The 16,959-nt window shown below is 74.2% G+C and carries 16 protein-coding genes; 9 read left to right on the top strand and 7 right to left on the bottom strand.

The features are described 5' to 3' along the window. From ACFVGY_RS12295 to ACFVGY_RS12305, 3 genes are all read right to left on the bottom strand, one after another. The coding region (locus ACFVGY_RS12295) for a PhzF family phenazine biosynthesis protein (protein ID WP_385674988.1) at window positions 1-255 on the bottom strand (255 nt) is incomplete at its 3' end. Window positions 256-279: 24 nt separating this feature from the next. Continuing rightward, window positions 280-1,785, bottom strand: a complete 1,506-nt coding sequence (locus ACFVGY_RS12300) for an HtaA domain-containing protein (protein WP_385674991.1) — start codon at window positions 1,783-1,785, stop codon at window positions 280-282. Window positions 1,786-1,897: 112 nt separating this feature from the next. Then, window positions 1,898-3,331, bottom strand: coding sequence for an HtaA domain-containing protein (locus tag ACFVGY_RS12305; RefSeq protein ID WP_385674994.1), 1,434 nt, complete (start codon window positions 3,329-3,331; stop codon window positions 1,898-1,900). A gap of 113 nt (window positions 3,332-3,444) precedes the next feature. Here ACFVGY_RS12305 and ACFVGY_RS12310 point away from each other — a divergent pair, with 113 nt between their 5' ends. The 6 genes from ACFVGY_RS12310 to efeU all read left to right on the top strand — a co-directional run bounded on the left by ACFVGY_RS12310 (window position 3,445) and on the right by efeU (window position 10,131). Continuing rightward, window positions 3,445-4,488: a hemin ABC transporter substrate-binding protein gene (locus tag ACFVGY_RS12310; RefSeq protein WP_385674997.1), complete on the top strand. Its 1,044-nt coding sequence runs from the start codon at window positions 3,445-3,447 to the stop codon at window positions 4,486-4,488. Between the two features lies 1 nt (window position 4,489). Next, window positions 4,490-5,653 (top strand): FecCD family ABC transporter permease, encoded by a 1,164-nt coding sequence (locus ACFVGY_RS12315; protein WP_385675000.1) that lies wholly within the window; start codon window positions 4,490-4,492, stop codon window positions 5,651-5,653. Continuing rightward, window positions 5,650-6,579, top strand: a complete 930-nt coding sequence (locus tag ACFVGY_RS12320) for a heme ABC transporter ATP-binding protein (protein ID WP_385675003.1) — start codon at window positions 5,650-5,652, stop codon at window positions 6,577-6,579. Before ACFVGY_RS12315 ends, ACFVGY_RS12320 begins: the two co-directional genes overlap by 4 nt. A 208-nt stretch (window positions 6,580-6,787) precedes the next feature. Then, a complete protein-coding gene (efeO, locus tag ACFVGY_RS12325) occupies window positions 6,788-7,939 on the top strand; it encodes an iron uptake system protein EfeO (protein WP_385675006.1) in 1,152 nt (383 codons plus the stop codon). 37 nt (window positions 7,940-7,976) lie between these two features. Continuing rightward, window positions 7,977-9,227 (top strand): iron uptake transporter deferrochelatase/peroxidase subunit, encoded by a 1,251-nt coding sequence (efeB, locus tag ACFVGY_RS12330; protein ID WP_385675009.1) that lies wholly within the window; start codon window positions 7,977-7,979, stop codon window positions 9,225-9,227. A 28-nt stretch (window positions 9,228-9,255) separates the two neighbouring features. Beyond that, on the top strand, window positions 9,256-10,131 hold the full coding sequence (efeU, locus tag ACFVGY_RS12335) for an iron uptake transporter permease EfeU (protein ID WP_385675012.1): 876 nt from the start codon (window positions 9,256-9,258) through the stop codon (window positions 10,129-10,131). A 97-nt stretch (window positions 10,132-10,228) separates the two neighbouring features. Here efeU and ACFVGY_RS12340 read toward each other — a convergent pair whose 3' ends face one another. From ACFVGY_RS12340 to ACFVGY_RS12350, 3 genes are all read right to left on the bottom strand, one after another. After that, window positions 10,229-10,786 carry a GNAT family N-acetyltransferase gene (locus tag ACFVGY_RS12340; protein WP_385675015.1) on the bottom strand — a complete coding sequence of 186 codons (558 nt, stop codon included), beginning with the start codon at window positions 10,784-10,786 and terminating at the stop codon, window positions 10,229-10,231. Further along, window positions 10,783-11,649, bottom strand: coding sequence for a PhzF family phenazine biosynthesis protein (locus ACFVGY_RS12345; RefSeq protein WP_385675018.1), 867 nt, complete (start codon window positions 11,647-11,649; stop codon window positions 10,783-10,785). Before ACFVGY_RS12345 ends, ACFVGY_RS12340 begins: the two co-directional genes overlap by 4 nt. A gap of 165 nt (window positions 11,650-11,814) precedes the next feature. Next, entirely contained in the window at window positions 11,815-12,585 is a 771-nt protein-coding gene (locus ACFVGY_RS12350) for an SDR family oxidoreductase (RefSeq protein WP_385675021.1), read from the bottom strand. A gap of 109 nt (window positions 12,586-12,694) precedes the next feature. Here ACFVGY_RS12350 and ACFVGY_RS12355 point away from each other — a divergent pair, with 109 nt between their 5' ends. Together ACFVGY_RS12355 and ACFVGY_RS12360 are read left to right on the top strand one after the other, a co-directional pair. Further along, window positions 12,695-14,113 carry a multidrug effflux MFS transporter gene (locus ACFVGY_RS12355; protein ID WP_385675024.1) on the top strand — a complete coding sequence of 473 codons (1,419 nt, stop codon included), beginning with the start codon at window positions 12,695-12,697 and terminating at the stop codon, window positions 14,111-14,113. A gap of 34 nt (window positions 14,114-14,147) precedes the next feature. After that, window positions 14,148-15,158, top strand: coding sequence for a small ribosomal subunit Rsm22 family protein (locus tag ACFVGY_RS12360; protein WP_385675027.1), 1,011 nt, complete (start codon window positions 14,148-14,150; stop codon window positions 15,156-15,158). Between the two features lie 12 nt (window positions 15,159-15,170). Here the strand turns inward: ACFVGY_RS12360 and ddaH are convergent, their stop codons facing one another. After that, a complete protein-coding gene (gene ddaH / locus ACFVGY_RS12365; RefSeq protein WP_385675030.1) occupies window positions 15,171-16,001 on the bottom strand; it encodes a dimethylargininase in 831 nt (276 codons plus the stop codon). A 109-nt stretch (window positions 16,002-16,110) separates the two neighbouring features. Between ddaH and ACFVGY_RS12370 the strand changes: the two genes are divergently transcribed. After that, on the top strand, window positions 16,111-16,728 hold the full coding sequence (locus tag ACFVGY_RS12370; RefSeq protein WP_385675033.1) for a TetR/AcrR family transcriptional regulator: 618 nt from the start codon (window positions 16,111-16,113) through the stop codon (window positions 16,726-16,728). Window positions 16,729-16,959: the final 231 nt, after the last annotated feature.

Raw genomic sequence — 16,959 nt, forward strand, 5'->3', positions numbered from 1 at the left:
CTCTTGGTCCAGCACCCCGGCGACACCCAGGGGCGGATGCCCGGCCAGGCACTTCCGCGTGCGGGGGGTGGGGATGTCGACGACCCCGGGCAGGGGGTCGTCGACGAACACCGTCTCGCTGTAGCCGAGTTCCGCGGCCAGGGCCTGCCGGGACGCGTCGTCGGGGAAGGTCCGGCCGTCGCGTACGACGCCGAGCAGGTTGCCGAACCGGCCGTCGCCCGCGCAAAAGACCCTGAGTACGTCGAGATCGTTCACGCGGGCATTCAAACACGGCCCGGGTCAGGGGCGGGCGGTACGCCGCCTGCGGGCGAGGGACAGGGCACCCGCACCGACCACGACGGCCGCGCCGGAGGTGGCGAGCAGGGCCCCGGCCGGGACGTCGGCGCCGGTGGCGGCGAGCTGCCCGCCGGTGGAGCCGCCCGTGCCGCCGCCGACCGTGCTGCCGGTTCCGGTGCTGCCGCTGGTGCCGGTGGTGCCGCCCGTCGTGGTGCTGCCGGTCCGGCCCGTCGTGGGCGCGGTGCTGGGCAGGACGGCGTCCTTGTCCACGGTGACCGACAGGGTGACCGGGTCGGTGGGCTTGCCTTCGGCGTAGTCGGTGTGCGAGTAGCCGATCGAGGCGGCGCCCTCGGCGGTGAAGGCGGCCGGGACGGACGCGAGGGTGAGCACGCCACCGTTGGTGCGGTAGTCGGTCTTCGACAGGTCGAGGGTGGCGAAGGGGACGTCCGCCTTGGTCGCCTTGGGCGTCGTCACGTCCAGGACCAGGGTGCCCTTCTTGCCCTCGGTGTTGACGCGCAGGTTGGTGAAAGTCAGGTCGATGCGGTGGCTGGGCTGCTGGAAGCGGAGGCTGCCGGCGAAGGAGGCGTTCAGCTTCTGCTTGGCCGCGTCGAGTTCGCCTTTGCCGAAGGCAAAGGAGAAGGTGTTTCCGGCGGCCAGCGCCCCGCCGGCCGGGGTGACGGAGCCGCCGCCCCGCACGACGTACGTACGGAACGACTCCTTCATGCCCCAGGTCAGCCGGCCACCCAGCAACTGCTGCGGGCCGGACGACGACGGGGAACTCGCGGACGGGGAGCTCGCCGACGACGAGGGAGCGGGCGTCGGGGCGGGCCCGCCGTTCGGCGCCGACGGGGAGGGCGCCGTCGAGGTGGACGGCGCGGGCGCGGACGACGACGGCGTGGTGCTGCCGAACTCCGGGGCCGCGGTGAGCGGGTCGCCGGCCATGCCCGCGTACCCGGCGTATCCGAGCTGGTCGGCGGCCTCCTTGGTGAGGGTGGTGGCGAGCTTGTCCATCGCGCGGCCGGTGAAGGCGACGTCCGCCAGCGGGACGTCGCGGGTGAGCGCGCCGTTCTTGGTGACGTCGGCGGTGAGCTTCTTGGTGCCCGTGTTGATGCGGAGGTTGGCGAGGGTCACCTTGAAGCCGTGGGCGGTCGACTCGAAGGTGACGCTGCCCTTGAAGGCGGCGGTCAGGACGTGGCCGCCGTCCTTGTCGTACGCACCGGTGGCGGAGGTGAAGCGGAAGGTGCCGTCCGCGTTGACCGCGGCGCCGTCGGCCGGGGTGATCGTGCCCTCGGCCGTGTTCGTGACGTACGCCCGGTAGCGCGCCAGGACGCCCCAGTCGAGGGTGCCGTTGACGATCGGTACGGGTGCGGCGGCGGTGACGGCGGCCGGCGCGGCGGGCGCGGCGCCCACGGCGGTGGCGGGCAGGGCGAAGGCGGTGGCGCCGAGCGCGGCGGCGGTGACGACGGCCGCCGCGAGGGACAGGGAGCGGCGGGGGGTGGATGAGGACATGGGCTGGTTCTCCTGAAGGGAAATGGGGGTGGCAAGCAGCCGCGTGCGGCGTGCGGGACGGTGGCTCGGGGACCCGGCTGGTCCGGCTCAGGGGCGGCCCGGCTGGTCCGGCTCAGGGGCGGCCCGGCTGTTCGCCGGAGGCGGCCGCCCGCGTACGGCGCCGCCGCACCAGCAGCCAGGCGGCGCCGCCGGCCAGGACCAGGAGGGCCGCGGCGAGGGCGACGTACAGCCCGGTGTCCGACGGTCCGCCGGACTGCGCGGCGGGGGCGGACGGCCCGGCGGCCGGGGAGTCGGTCGTCTGCGGGGCGGGCGCGGTGGGGGCGGAGCCCAGGTCGGGCAGGGCGGGCAGCCGGACGGTGGCGTCGAGGGCGACGGCGAGCGAGACGGGGTCCATCTCGGTGCCGGCCTTGTACAGGGAGTTGAAGGCCTGGGCGCCGCCCTCGGTGAGGGTGGCGCGGGCCTCGGTGAGGGTGGCGAGCGCGCCCTCGGCCTTCAGGCCGGCCGCGTCGAACTCCACGAGCGGCACGGCGGCCTTCGTCGCCCCGCCGGTGGTGACGTCGGCGGTGAGGACGCCCTTGCCGCCCTCCACCTTGACGGCGACCCTGCCGAGCTTGAGGTCGAGGTGGGCGCCGGTGAAGTGGACCGTGCCCGCGAAGGCGGCGTCGAGGGTGCCCTTTTGGCCGTCGTACAGGCCCTTGCCCTGCGGGAAGCGGAACAGCGCCCCGCCGTCCTGGGCGCCCTCGGCGAGGGTCCACCTGCCCTGGCCGACGGCGCCGGTGACGTACTCGCGGAAGGTGCGCCGCACTCCCCAGTCGACGGCCGCGTCGGCGAACGAGCCCTGTCCGGCGGGGGTCTGCGTGCCGGGCGGGGCCCCGGCCGCGGCGCTCGGGGACGGCGAGGACGCTGCGGCCGGGGCGGACTGGACGTCGACGGAAAGCGTGAGGGGGTCGAGCGGGGTGCCGGCCGGGTAGTAGCCGGCGAAGGCCTGGGCGCCCTGTTCGGTGAGGGTGACGGGGACGTTGGTGAGGGCGAGGGGGCTGCCGCCGCCCTTCATGTTGATGCCGCCGAGGCCGAGGGCGGCGAAGGGGACCCGGGAGCGGCTGGTGACCTGGCCGGTGTCCTTGGCCTTGCCCACGACGTCGGCGTAGAGGGTGCCGCTGCCGCCTTCGATGCGGATCGCGGGCCGGCTGATCGTCAGGTCCAGCTCGTTGCCGCCGTCGGGCTTCTGGTGGCCGTGGAAGGCGACGCCGCCGCTGAAGGCCGCCTCGAAGGCGCCGGTGTCGGGGTCGTAGGAGCCGGTCGCCGAGTGGAAGCGGAACAGGCTGCCGCCGACCGTGGCGGCGCCGTTCTTCAGCTGGAAACCGCCTTTTGCGACGGGCCCGGTGACATAACTCTGGAAGGACGATTTGACGCCCCAGTCGAGCCTGCCGCCCTGCACGGTACGGCTCGCCGCGTGGGCTCCGGCGGCGGGGAGCAGGGCCGCGAGCAGAGCCGCCAGGGTCGCCACCAGGGCGACGGCGAACGGGCGGACGGGGCGTGCGGACATCGATGTCCCCTCCAGGACCTGGTCGGTAAGGTTAGGCTAACCTAAGCTATCTCGGTCGGGAGCGGAACCCCCGCCCGACGGACCATCAGTCGGACGACCAGGACGGTGCCTTCGTGCCTACGCCCGCCGCGGCCTCCCCTTTGCGCCGCCGCTCCCCCGGCCGCCTCGCCCTCGCCTTCTGTGCCCTGGCGGCAGCCGCCGTGACCGGCTGCGCGAGCACGGACTCCCCCGGCGCGGGCCCGGCCGCCCGCGGCGCCGCCGCCGCGCCCCCGGACCGGGTGGAACCGCTCTCCCCCGCCCCGGCCCCCGCCCTCCCGGTGACCGTGCCCTCGGCCGACGGCGGCCAGGTGACGGTCACCTCCGCCGATCGCGTCGTCCCGCTGACCGGCAGCCTCAACGAGATCGTCCACACCCTCGGCCTCGGCCCGCAGGTCGTCGCCCGCGACATCACCGCCACCTTCGAACAGGCCGCGCAGCTCCCCGTGGTGACCCGGGGCCACGAGGTCTCCGCCGAGAGCGTGCTGTCCCTGCGCCCCACGCTGGTGCTGGCCGAGACCACCACCGGCCCCGCCGAGGCGGTCCGGCAGATCCGCGACGCCGGCATCCCGCTCCTCGTGGTCGCCCCGGCCAAGTCCCTGGACGACGTACCCCGCCGGATCGACGCCGTGGCCGCCGCGCTCGGCGTCAAGGACGCCGGGACCCGGCTGAACCAGCGCACGGCCGAGCGGATCGCCGCGGCCCGTGCGGCCGTCCCGGCGCGGGCCGCACCCGGCAAACGGCCCCGGGTGGCGTTCCTGTACCTGCGCGGTACCGCGTCCGTGTACCTGATGGGCGGCTCCGACTCCGGGGCGTCCTCGCTGCTGGAGGCCGCGGGCGCCGTCGACACCGGCAAGGAATCCGGCCTCGGCAAGGACTTCACCCCGATCACCAGCGAGGCCCTCGCGGCCGCCGCGCCCGACGCCCTCCTCGTCATGTCCAAGGGCCTGGAGTCCGTCGGCGGCCCGGACGGCCTGGTGAAGATCCCGGGCGTCGCCCAGACCCCGGCCGGCATGGACCGCCGCGTGATCAGCATCGACGACGGCGTCCTCCTCAACTACGGCCCCCGCACCGACCAGGTGCTCACCTCCCTCGTCGCCCAGCTCTACGGCAAGGCCTGACATGGGCGACCGCACCACGGACCCCGCCGCGGAAACGGCGACGCCCGCACCCGAACCGGCGACCGCGACCGCGACTGCGACTGCGACTGCGACTGCGACCGCCCTCACCGTCACCGTCACCACCCCGTCGGGCGGGGGCAGGGGGCGCAGCGGCCGGCTGACCGCCGGGCTCGCCGCCGGGCTCGTCCTGCTCGCGTTCGCCTCCGCGGGGGTCGGGGCGTACGAGATCCCCCTCGGGGACGTGATCGGCTCCGTGCAGCACCACTTGGGCCTGGGCGGGGCCGCGCTCGACCGGGTCGGCGAGAGCGTGCTGTGGAACGTACGCCTCCCCCGCGTCGCCCTCGCGCTGCTCGTCGGAGCCAGCCTGGGGTGCGCGGGAGCCCTGATGCAGGGGGTGTTCGGCAATCCGCTCGCCGAGCCGGGCGTCATCGGCATCTCCGCGGGCGCCGCCGTCGGCGCGGTCGCCGCCATCGGCCTCGGCCTCGGTTTCCTCGGCAACTGGACGGTTACCGCCTGCGCGTTCACCGCCGGGCTGGTCACCGTCAGTGCCGTGTACCTGCTGTCGCGGACCGGAGGCCGGACCGAGGTCGTCACCCTCGTCCTCACCGGCATCGCCGTCAACGCCTTCGCGGGCGCCCTCATCGGCCTGTTCGTCTTCTTCGCGGACAGCGGCCAGGTCAACCAGATCACCTTCTGGCAGCTCGGTTCCCTCGCCCAGGCCACCTGGCCCAAGGTGCTCGCCGTCCTGCCCTGCGCCGCCGCCGGACTGGTCCTCGCCCCCTGCTACGCCCGCCGGCTGGACCTGCTCTCCCTCGGCGAGCGGTCCGCCCGCCACCTGGGCGTGGACGTCGAGCGGCTGCGGCTCGCGCTCATCGTCGTCGTCGCCCTGCTGACCGCAGCCGCCGTCGCCGTGGCCGGCGTCATCACCTTCGTCGGGCTGCTCGTCCCGCACCTGCTGCGCATGGCGAACGGCCCCGGCCACCGCTTCCTGGTCCCCGGCAGCGCCCTGGCCGGCGCGGCGGTACTGCTCGCGGGCGACCTCGCCGCCCGGACCGCGGCGGCCCCGGCCGAGCTGCCGCTCGGGGTGCTCACCGCGCTGATCGGCAGCCCGTTCTTCTTCTGGCTGCTGCGCCGCACCCGCCGCAGGCAAGGAGGCTGGGCATGACCGCCACCACGGGATCCGCCCGCCACCGCTTCCTGCGCCGGCGCCGGCCCACCGTCCCCGAACGCCGCCCCGCCGGCACCGCCGTCGCCGAGGCCGTCGGCCTGCACGTCCGCCTCGGCGGGCGCGCGGTCCTCGCCGGGATCGACCTGGCCGCGCGGGCCGGGGAGGTGCTCGCCCTGGTCGGCCCGAACGGCGCCGGCAAGTCCACGCTGCTGGCCGCGCTCGCCGCCGACCTGCCCGCCGCGTCCGGCACCGTACGGATCGACGGGCGCCCGGCCGGCGCATGGGCGGCGCCGGAACTGGCCCTGCGCCGCGCGGTGCTCCCGCAGGCCGCGGAGCTGTCCTTTCCGTTCACCGTGGCGGAGGTCGTGGCGATGGGCCGCGCGCCCTGGGCCGGCACCGGCGTGGCCGGCGCGGCCGGCGCGGCCGACGCCGACGCCGACGCCGACGGGGAGGCGGTGGCCCGGGCGATGGCCGCTACGGAGGTGTCCGGTTTCGCCGACCGCCCCTTCACCGCGCTGTCCGGCGGGGAACGGGCCCGGGTGGCGCTGGCCCGCGTCCTGGCCCAACAGGCCCCGCTGCTGCTGCTCGACGAGCCGACGGCGGCCCTGGACCTGCGCCACCAGGAGCTGGTGCTGCGGATCTGCCGGGAGCGGGCCGCGGCCGGGGACGCGGTGGTCGCGGTCCTGCACGACCTGGGCCTCGCCGCGGCCTACGCCGACCGCATCGCCGTCCTGGAGGGCGGGCGGATCGCGGCGGACGGACCACCGGCGAAGGTGCTGCGCGCGGATCTGCTCAGCCAGGTCTACCGGCAGCCCGTGGAAGTCCTGCCACATCCGCAATCCGGGATTCCGATGGTGCTCCCGGTGCGCGACGCAGACCGGCCCACCGTACGGAACGGCCACTTCGGTTTGACGTCCGCTTGACCCTCCCACGGGCCTTGGTGAGGGCCCCGTGACGGCTCCGTACCCGGAGCCGAAAGGTGTGCGTCACACCACTGGACGGACCGGTATGAGCTAAGTAAGGCTCAGCTGACCAAGGTCCGCCTCGCCAGCCGCCCCACCCCGGACGGCCGCCTGCCGCACGCCGTCCCCGACCCCCTGACCCCCTGACCCCCTGACCCCAGGAGCCCCCATGCGTCCCGCTCGCCTCACCGTCCTCACCGCGGCCGCCGTCACGGCCGCGCTCACGGCCGTCACCGGCTGCGCAGAGAAGGGCGGTTCGGCAGACGGCAAGACCGTCAAGGTCGCCGCCTCCGACACCGCGTGCGAGGTCTCCACGACCGAGTTCCCGGCGGGCAAGGTCACGATCGAGGTCGAGAACAAGGGCTCGAAGGTCACCGAGCTGTACGTCCTCTTCCCGGACGACCGGATCGTCACCGAGCGCGAGAACATCGGCCCCGGCACCAAGGCCACCATCACCGCCGAAGTCAAGGCCGGCGACTACGAGATAGCCTGCAAGCCCGGCATGAAGGGCGACGGCATCCGCCAGAAGGTCAAGGCCACCGGCAACGGCGCCGCCGAGAAGCGCAGCCCCGAGCTGGACGCCGCGGTCGCCGGCTACCGCAAGTACGTGCAGGAGCAGGCCGACGAGACCCTCCCCGCGGCCAGGGCGTTCGCGGACGCGGTCAAGTCCGGCGACCTGGAGGCCGCGAAGAAGGCCTACGCCCCCTCCCGCATCGGCTGGGAGCGCACCGAGCCGGTCGCCGAGTCCTTCGGCGACATCGACCCGAAGGTCGACGTCCGCGAGGACGGCCTGGAGGCCGGCCAGGACCCGGCGAAGGACTGGACCGGCTGGCACCGCCTGGAGAAGGCGCTGTGGGCCGACGGCAGGATCGGCGACGAGGAGAAGAAGCTCGCCGACCAGCTGATCACCGACCTGACCGACTGGCAGAAGAAGGTCGGCCAGGCGGAGATCACCCCCACCTCCATCGCCAACGGCGCCAAGGAGCTCCTCGACGAGGTCGCCACCGGCAAGGTGACGGGCGAGGAGGAGCGCTACAGCCACACCGACCTGGTCGACTTCAAGGCCAACGTCGAGGGCGCGCAGAAGGCGTACGAGCTGCTCAAGCCGGTCGCGGCGAAGAACGACGCCGAGCTCGCCAAGCAGCTCGACACCCAGTTCGCCGCGCTGAACGCGCTGTTGGACAAGTACCGCGCGGACAAGAACACCTACGAGTTCACCTCCTACGACAAGGTCGGCGAGACCGAGCGCAAGGAGCTGTCGGACGGCGTCAACGCGCTGGCCGAGCCGCTCTCGAAGCTGGCCGCCGCGGTCGCCAAGTAGTCCCGGCAACGGTCAACAGCAGGCGGGAGAACCCGGAATGACTGAATCTGCGCCGGCCCAGGCCGGCCGCCCCTCGCGGCGCTCCGTGCTCGGCTGGGGCGGGGCCGGGCTGACGCTCGGCGCCGCCGCGGTCGGTGGCGCGGCGGCTGCCCTCGCCCCCTCCGCCGACCTGGCCCCGGCGGCGTCGGCGGGTGGGGCGGTGCCCTTCCACGGCGCCCACCAGGCCGGTATCGCCAGCGCGGTCCAGGACCGCCTGCACTTCGCGGCCTTCGACGTGAAGACGAAGGACCGCGCCGAGCTGGTCGAGCTGCTGAAGGACTGGACCGCGGCGGCCCGCCTGATGACGGCGGGCCGTCCGGTCGGCGACGCCTACGAGGGCCGGCCCGAGGCCCCGCCGACCGACACCGGCGAGGCCCTCGGCCTCAAGCCGTCCCGGCTGACGCTGACCGTCGGCTTCGGCCCGGGCCTGTTCGCCAAGGACCGCTTCGGCCTGGAGGGCGAGCGCCCGCAGGCCCTGGTGGACCTGGAGCTGTTCCCCGGCGACAACCTGGACCCGACCCGCTCCGGCGGCGACCTGTGCGTCCAGGCCTGCGCGGACGACCCGCAGGTCGCCGTGCACGCCATCCGCCAGCTCGCCCGCATCGGCTTCGGCAAGGTCGCGATGCGCTGGTCGCAGCTCGGCTTCGGCAAGACCTCCTCGACCACCCCCGAGGCGCAGACCCCGCGCAACATGATGGGCTTCAAGGACGGCACCCGGAACATCTCCGGAACCGACAGGGCCGCCCTCGACGAGCACGTGTGGGTCGGCGCGGAGGACGGCAGCCCCTGGTTGGCGGGCGGCTCGTACCTGGTCGCCCGCCGCATCCGCATGAACATCGAGACCTGGGACCGCACCCCCCTGCAGGAGCAGGAGGACATCTTCGGCCGCGACAAGGGCGAGGGCGCGCCGGTCGGCAGGTCCAAGGAGCGCGACGAGCCGTTCCTGAAGGCGATGAAACCGGAGGCGCACGTCCGCCTCGCGCACCCCGACAGCAACGGCGGGGCGACGATCCTGCGCCGCGGCTACTCCTTCACCGACGGAACGGACGGGCTGGGCCGCCTCGACGCGGGCCTGTTCTTCATCGCCTACCAGCGCGACGTCCGCAAGGGCTTCATCCCGATCCAGCGGCAGCTGGCGAAGTCCGACGTCCTCAACGAGTACATCCAGCACGTGGGTTCGGCGGTCTTCGCCGTCCCGCCGGGCGTCCGCGACGAGGACGACTGGTGGGGCCGGACCCTGTTCGCCTGACACGGGTCCGCAGACGAGGAGAACCGACGTGTTCAGCAACTATCTGATCGGCCTGCGCGAGGGGCTGGAGGCCAGCCTGGTCGTCTGCATCCTCGTCGCGTACCTGGTCAAGACGGAGAACCGGGACAAGCTGCCCCCGCTGTGGCTGGGCGTGGGCCTCGCGGCCGCGATCAGCCTCGCCTTCGGGGCCGCGCTCGAATTCGGCACCTCGGAACTGACGTTCCAGGCACAGGAGGCGATCGGCGGCAGCCTGTCGATCGTCGCGGTCGGCCTGGTGACGTGGATGGTCTTCTGGATGAAGCGCACCGCGCGGCACCTGAAGGCCGAGCTCCACGGCAAGCTCGACGCGGCCCTCGCCATGGGCACGGGCGCCCTGGTGGCGACGGCGTTCCTGGCCGTCGGCCGCGAGGGGCTGGAGACCTCGCTGTTCGTGTGGCGGTCGGTGCACGCCGCGGGTGACGGCTCCGCACCCCTGATCGGCGTCCTGCTGGGCCTCGGCACGTCGGTCCTGCTCGGCTGGCTGTTCTACCGCGGCGCCCTGCGGATCGACCTGTCCAGGTTCTTCACGTGGACGGGCGCGATGCTGGTCGTGGTCGCCGCGGGCGTGCTCGCGTACGGCGTGCACGACCTCCAGGAGGCCGAGTTCCTGCCCGGCCTGACGGACAGGGCCTTCGACATCAGCGGGGCCGTCCCGCCGGACAGCTGGTACGGGACCCTGCTGAAGGGCACGTTCAACTTCCAGCCGGACCCGACCTGGCTCCAGGTCGCGGTATGGGTCCTCTACCTCGTGCCCACGCTGGCCCTCTTCCTCGCGCAGGGCGCCCGGCGCCCGGCGCGGCCCGCGCAGGCCCCGGCCCCGGGGGTCGCCGCGGACCCGGCGGCGGAGGCCCGGCCCGGCGCGTAGACCGCCCCGCCCGTACGCGCGGAAGGCCCCGGACCGTGTGTCCGGGCCGTCCCCGCGTACGGGCGGCGAGCGGGTGGCGGGCGTACCGCCGGCGGCATCACCAGAGGCGGTCGACGAGCCCCGGGTACAGGGCGATCCGGGTCCCCGCGAACGTGGCGGCCTCGGCGCGCCCGGCCGGGAAGTCCCCGAGGACCTCCTTGGCGAACCCGGGCGCGTCGCTGGCCAGCGGCGCCTCGGGCGTGCCGCCCACCAGGACCGCACCGGGCAGCCGGGTGAAGCCGGCCGCCTCGTAGAAGCCGACCAGCGGCCGGTCGCAGCTGAACAGGACCACGTCCACGGCCGGGTCGGCGGCCAGCGCCGCCCGGGCCGCGGCCACCAGCCGGCCGCCGTGGCCGCGACCCCGTGCCGCCCGGCGGGTGACCACGGTGCTCAGCCCGGCCGCGCGGTACGTGCGCCCCGCGTGCCGGACCGGCTTGTGCAGCAGGGCCAGCGAGGCGGCCACCGCCCCGTCGGCGTCCAGCAGCAGCATCATCAGCGGTGCGAGCTCCGGATCGTGGCCGTGGCGGTTGCCGGGCCAGGCCTGCTCCTCCAGCTCGACGACCTGCGCCGCGAGTTCCGCGGGCAGGTCCGCCTCGGGGTAGGTGACGAGCCTCATCCGGGGATGCGGACGCCGGCGCCGCCGACCCGCACCCGCGGGTCGCCCGCCCGCAGTTCCACGGTGAGGACCCCCGGGCGGCCCATGTCCTCGCCCTGCTGGAGGGTGAGCACGGCCTCCTCGGGGACGAGTCCGAGCTCGCGGGCGTACGCCCCGAAGGCGGCGGCCGCCGCTCCCGTGGCGGGGTCCTCGACGACACCGCCGACCGGGAACGGGTCACGGACGTGGAAGGTGTCCGGGCCGGCCCGGTGCACCAGCTGAACCGTGGTCAGGTCCAGGCGGCGCATCAGCGCCTCCAGCCGGGCGAAGTCGTAGTCGAGGTCCGCGAGGCGGGCCCGGGTGGCCGCGCCGAGCACCAGGTGGCGGGCTCCGGCGAAGGCGATCCGGGGCGGGAACGCCGGGTCGAGGTCGGCGGCCGGCCAGTCCAGGGCGGCGAGCGCCTCGGTGAGGTCGGCGTCCGCGATCTCCTCGGTGTGCGGCGCGACGCTGGTCAGGACGGCCCGCAGGCCCCCGGCGCCGGTCCCGGTCACCGAGACGGGGACGGTGCCGGCGGGGGTGGCGAAGAGCAGCTCGCCGGGGCCGATCCGCTCCGAGAGGGCCACGGAAGCGGCCACCGTGGCGTGCCCGCAGAAGGACACCTCCGCCTTGGGGCTGAAGAACCGCAGGGTGAACGCCCGGCCGGGCGCACCGTCGAGCCCCGGTGGCGGGCCGGTGAGGAACGCCGTCTCGCTGTAGCCGAGTCCGGCTGCGATCCGGAGCATCGCGGCGTCGTCCAGGGCGCTCGCGTCGAGCACGACCCCGGCGGGGTTGCCGCCGGCGGGGTCGTCGGAGAAGGCGGTGTAGCGCAGTACCTCGGTCGTCATGATCGCCCCAACCCGGGCCGGGGCCCGGTCATTCCCGGCCGCGCCCGGCCGCCCGTCCCCGGCCGCGCCCGGCCGCCCGTCCCCGGCCGCACCCGGCCGCCCGTCCCCGGCCGCACCCGGCCGCCCGTTCCGGGCCTCCGCTCAGCCGCCCCTTCCGGCCTCCGCTCAGCCGCGCCCGATGTACGGCATCGCGGTCGCCATCACCGTCGCGAACTGCACGTTCGCCTCCAGCGGCAGCTGCGCCATGTGCACCACGGTCCGGGCCACGTCGGCCGCGTCCATCACCGGCTCCACCGCCAGCTGCCCGTTGGGCTGGAGGATCCCCTGCTGCATCCGCTCGGTCATCTCGGTGGCCGCGTTGCCGATGTCGATCTGGCCGCAGGCGATCCGGTACGGGCGCCCGTCCAGCGACAGCGACTTGGTCAGGCCCGTCACGGCGTGCTTGGTCGCGGTGTAGGCGATCGAGTGCGGCCGCGGCACGTGGGCGGAGATGGAGCCGTTGTTGATGATCCGGCCGCCCTGCGGGTCCTGCTCCTTCATCTGCCGGAACGCCGCCTGCGCGCACAGGAAGGCCCCGGTGAGGTTGACGTCGACCACCGAGCGCCAGGCCTCGTAGGGGAGGTCCTCCAGGGGGACGGCGCCCGGGCCGAAGGTGCCCGCGTTGTTGAACAGCAGGTCGAGGCGGCCGTATCGCTCGCGCACCGCCGCGAAGAGGGCGGCCACGTCGTCCGGGTCGCTCACGTCCGCCCGGACGCACAGCACGTCCGCGCCGGGTCCGGCCGCTTCGGCCGCTTCGGCCGTCTCCTGGAGCGGTTCGGTACGGCGGCCGGCGGCGGCCACCGACCAGCCGGCGCCGGCGAGGGCGAGGGCGACGGAACGGCCGATGCCGGAGCCGGCCCCGGTGACGACGGCGATCTTCTTCCCACTTGCGTCCATGGGCCCGCAGGGTACGTCACATGCCGCGGGCGTCCACGGACGTTCCGCCAGCTGAGAGCATGGGGCGGTCAGGGGTGTGAAAAGACGACGAAAGAGACAGGAGTCCCGCATGCCGGAGACAGGCCCTGCGACGGCCGCTTCGCACGAGGCGTCGCCGAAGACGCGGTCCACCGCACCGAACGCATCCACCCCACGGGCCCCCTCCGATTCCGCCCCCGATTCCGCCCCCGATTCCGCCTCCGCCTCCGTCTCCGTCCCGGCCCAGGCCGAAGCCACGGACACCCCGACGGCCGCCGCGCGCCGCACCGGGCTCCTCGTCACCGTCGTCCTGGGCGGCCTCAGTGCCCTGGCCCCGCTGTCGATGGACATGTACCTGCCGGCCCTGCCGGAGGTCACCGCAGCCCTGCACAGCCCGGCCGCCACCATCCAGCTCACCCTCACGGCCTGCCTCGCCGGCATGGCGCTGGGCCAGCTCGTCATCGGGCCGATGAGCGACAAGTGGGGACGCCGCGGACCGTTGTTGGCCGGCATGGTCCTCTACGTGATCGCCACCGCCGTCTGCGCCTTCGCCCCGAGCGCCGGGCTCCTGATCGGCTTCCGCCTCCTCCAGGGTCTGGCCGGGTCCGCCGGGATCGTCATCGCCCGCGCCGTCGTCCGCGACCTGTACGACGGGGTCGAGATGGCCCGGTTCTTCTCCACCCTGATGCTCATCTCCGGCGTGGCCCCGATCGTCGCCCCGCTCATCGGCGCCCAGGTGCTCCGCTTCGCCGACTGGCGCGGGGTCTTCGCCGTGCTCGCCGGCGTCGGCCTCGTCCTCACCCTGCTGGTGTGGCGCAACCTCGGCGAGACGCTGCCGCCCGCGCGGCGGCACACCGGGGGTGTGGGGACCGCGCTGCGGACCATGCGGGGCCTGCTCGCCGACCGCGTCTTCGCCGGGTACACCCTGGCGGGCGGCTTCGCCTTCGCCACGCTCTTCTCGTACATATCCGCCTCCCCCTTCGTGGTGCAGGAGATCTACGGGGCCTCCCCGCAGACCTTCAGCCTGCTGTTCGGCCTCAACTCCGTCGGGCTGATCCTGGCCGGGCAGGTCAACGGCAAGCTGCTGGTCGGCCGGGTCAGCCTGGACAAGGTGCTGGCGGTCGGGCTCGCCGTCGTCACGGCCGCCGCGGTGGCGCTGCTGCTGATGTCCACGGGGGTGTTCGGGCGGGTGGGCCTGGTTCCGGTCGCCACCGCGCTGTTCGTGCTGATGTCGGCGATGGGCCTGGTCCTGCCGAACACCAACGCGCTGGCCCTGATGCGCACCCCACACGCCGCCGGATCGGCCTCGGCCCTGCTCGGCACCGCCTCCTTCCTGGTCGGGGCGATCGCCTCGCCGCTGGTCGGGATCGCGGGCGAGGACACGGCCGTACCGATGGCCGTGGTCCAGGTCGCCTGCTCGCTGCTCGCGGCGGGCTGCTTCCTCGGCATGTGCCGGCCCTGGCGCCGGCAGGGCGCCACGGGCGACGCAGGCGCGACGGGCGACGCCTGACCGGCGCTTCCCGGGCGCGCCGTAAACTTCGGAGGTGAACGCCTCCGCCCCCACCACCGCCGAAGCCCTCCGGTCCGCTCTGGCCGGGCTGCTCGACGGCCTCCCCCCGAAGCAGGCCGCGGCCGCCGTCGAGCGGCTCATCGCCAACTACCGGGGGCGCACGCCCACCGACGCGCCCGTCCTGCGCGACCGCTCCGACGTGGCGGCGTACGCGGCGTACCGGATGCCGGCCACCTTCGAGGCCGTACGGGGGGCCCTGGCCGGACTCGCCTGGGCCGCCCCGCAGTGGGCCCCGGCCTCGCACGTGGACGTGGGCGGCGGCACCGGCGCGGCGACCTGGGCGGTCGACGCCACCTGGGACGGCCCCCGCACGACCACGGTCCTCGACTGGGCGGAGCCCGCCCTCGCCCTCGGCCGGGAGCTGGCCGGGGCCTCCGGCTCTGGGGTGCTGCGGTCCGCCGAGTGGCGGCGGGCCGTCATCGGCTCCGGGATCAGCCTGCCCGAGGCCGACCTCGTGACCGTGTCCTACGTACTGGGAGAGCTCACGCCCGACGCCCGCCGGGCCGTGGTGGCCGAGGCCGCCCGGGCCGGCCAGGCCGTGGTCCTGATCGAGCCGGGCACACCCGACGGGTACCTGCGCATCCGCGAGGCCCGGGACCAGCTGATCGAGGCCGGGCTGCGGGTCGCCGCGCCCTGCCCGCACGACGGGACCTGCCCGATCGAGGTCGGGCAGGACTGGTGCCACTTCTCGGCGCGGGTCAGCCGGTCCTCCCTGCACCGGCAGGTCAAGGGCGGCTCGCTGGCGTACGAGGACGAGAAGTTCAGCTACGTCGCCGCGACCCGGTTCCCGGCGGAGCCGGTCCCCTTCCGGATCACGCGCAAGCCACAGATCCGGAAGGGGCTCGTCCTGCTGGACCTGTGCGGTCCGCAGGACGAGGGGCTGACCCGGTCCACCGTGACCAAGCGCCACGGCGACCTGTACAAGGCGGCCCGGGACGCGGAGTGGGGCGACCAGTGGCCCCCGGCCGACCCGTCGGCCCCGTAACCCCGGCAGCCGCTACATCCGCAGCTCCTGGGTGCAGCACTTCACGCTGCCGCCGCCCTTGAGCAGCTCCCCCAGGTCCATCGGGATCGGCTCGAACCCGCGGTCGCGCAGGGGTCCCAGTAGCCCGGTCGCCGCCTGCGGCAACAGGACGTGGTGGCCGTCGGACACCGCGTTCAGGCCGAGCGCCGCCGCGTCCCGGTCGTCGGCGAGCAGCGCGTCCGGGAACAGCCTCCGCAGCACTGCCCGGCTGCCGGGCGAGAACGCCTCGGGGTGGTACATCACCTCGTCGCCGTCGAGCACGCACAGCGCGGTGTCCAGGTGGTAGTAGCGCGGGTCCACCAGGTCCAGGCCGATCACCGGGCGGCCGAAGAACTCCTGGGCCTCGTCGTGCGAGAGCGGGCTGGAACGGAAGCCGCGCCCGGCCAGGATCCAGCTGGTGGTGACGGCGAAGTCGCCCTCGCCCTCGTTGACGTGCGCGGGCTCGTGGACGTCGCGGAAGCCGTGGGAGCGGAACCAGTCGAGGTGGATCTCCGCCTCGGGGGCCCGCTCCGGGTGGGCGAACCGGGCGCCGAGCACCCGGCCGTCGATGACGAGGGCGCCGTTGGCGGCGAAGACCATGTCGGGAAGCCCGGGGTCCGGTTCGAGCGTTTCGACGGTGTGGCCGAGGGAGAGGTAGCGGTCCTTGAGGTCTTCCCACTGGGCGTGTGCGAGGGGCAGGTCCACCGGTTTCGTGGGATCCATCCACGGGTTGATGGAGTACGTGACCTTGAAGTGTGCCGGTGGGCACATCAGGTAGCGCCGGGGTGTGGCGTCTCTGCGCAAAGAAGGCTCCTCACGACTCACGGACTTGTGGAGAGAATCGTCTCTCCCCCGGGGGAACCGCGCAGTGAACTGTCCGGGTGGTTTGCGGAATGACTCAAAGACGAGACGTTTCGGTTGGTAATTTGTCCGAATGAGCAGCAAGAACCCGGACGTGAAGGCCCCCGACGCCAGCCGGCGCAGCGACCGCTCGCGGCGGGCCATCCTCGACGCGGCACTCACCCTTGTCGGGGAGGTCGGCTACAACAGGCTGACCATCGAGGCGATCGCCGCCCGCGCCGGCGTCGGCAAGCAGACGATCTACCGCTGGTGGCCGTCGAAGGCCGCGGTGCTGCTCGACGCCTCGCTCGCCCTCGCCGGGGACGCGGAGACGGAGGGCGGCTGGGCCGGCTTCCCCGACACCGGGGACCTCGCCGCCGACCTGAAGACCGTACTGCGGGCAACCGTGGACGAGTTCAACGACGAGAAGTACGCCGCCCCCGCACGCGCCCTCACTGCCGCCGGGGCCACCGACGCCGAGCTCGGCGCCCGGTTCACCGAACAGTTGCTGGAACCGCAGCTCGCCCTGTACGAGGCACGGTTGCGCACCGCTCAGGAGGCCGGCCAGCTCGCGCCCGACGCGGACCTCCGGCTGACCGTGGAAATGCTGGTCGGGCCGCTCACGTACCGCTGGCTGCTGCGCACCGCGCCGCTGACCCACGCGTACGCCGACGCCCTGGTGGACGGCGTGCTGTCCGGCGTGCGGGCCTGACCTCCGTCTCCGGCGGGCCGGGGTGGCGAAGGTCACCGCAGCCCCACTGGACCGCGACCGGTGCAAACAATCGCCCGATTTCCCATGACATATGGCGGTTTTCCTGCCGTTCGGCTGCCGTTCGCACAGTCTTCACCCCCACCCCCCGGTGGGGGAGAGCGGTCATCCGGACCTCAGGATGGTGGGACGATGTGAGGGTCTGCCGGTGGCCAACGGTGAGGTGAGGGGATA

The organism is Streptomyces sp. NPDC127106, assembly GCF_042677605.1.
GTDB lineage: Bacteria > Actinomycetota > Actinomycetes > Streptomycetales > Streptomycetaceae > Streptomyces.